Here is a 782-nt window from a genome sequence, read left to right as displayed (position 1 = left end):
GCGTTTGAAACCCTGGACGAAGCCCAGATCATTCGTCAGTTCGATACCAATGTGTTCGGCCTGATGGAAACGTGCCGGGCCGTGTTGCCGCATTTTCGCGAACGAAAAAGCGGCGCGCTGGTGAATGTGGCCAGCATGGTTGGGCGCGTACCGTTGCCGCTTTACAGTGTTTACAACGCCAGTAAATGGGCGGTGGAAGGGTTCACCGAGGGGCTGGTGTATGAGCTGTGTCCGTTGGGTATCGGGGTGAAAATCATTGAGCCGGGGGCGGTGAATACGGCGTTCTTCGGTCGCTCGGCGGACCGGGATAACCGCACGGGCGTAAAGACCTACGATGAGTATTCCAAGGCTCAGTTCGGGGTTATGGACAAGACCGGGCCGGGTGGCTCTACCCCGGAAGATGCCGCGAAGGTGATCTACAAGGCGGCTAACGATCCCGGTAAACGTCTGCGTTATAGCGTGGGCGCGGATGCACGCATGTTGTTGCTGGCACGTTGGCTGCTGCCCGAAACATGGTTCCGCACCATGATTCGCATGAGCCTGTCGGAAAAGGCGTTCAACAGTGTCGGGAAATTGCTGTACAAGTCCTGAATCGCATATACGCTCTGGTGGCGTGTCGTGTTGCATGCAGCGTGAAGCGTGTGGCGGCCGCAGAGCGGCAAAAAAAAATGGCCGTCGGGGGGACGGCCTTAAGGGGGGAATCAACGGGCTTTTTGAGCCCGGGGGTATAACCACAGAGTGAGCGCAATGTGATTGGGTGGCTGAAGCGATTTTCTCTTCAG

At 57.4% G+C, this 782-nt stretch carries 1 protein-coding gene; it reads left to right on the top strand.

The window, feature by feature from the left end; genetic code table 11:
* Positions 1-591, top strand: a 591-nt coding sequence (locus tag A3730_RS00875) for an SDR family NAD(P)-dependent oxidoreductase (RefSeq protein ID WP_063537267.1), incomplete at its 5' end; no start/stop codon positions are given.
* Positions 592-782: the final 191 nt, after the last annotated feature.

This window comes from Alcanivorax sp. HI0044 (assembly GCF_001634945.1).
The sequence above is the reverse complement of the archived record's forward strand: the minus strand, read 5'-3'. Positions and strand labels throughout refer to the sequence as shown.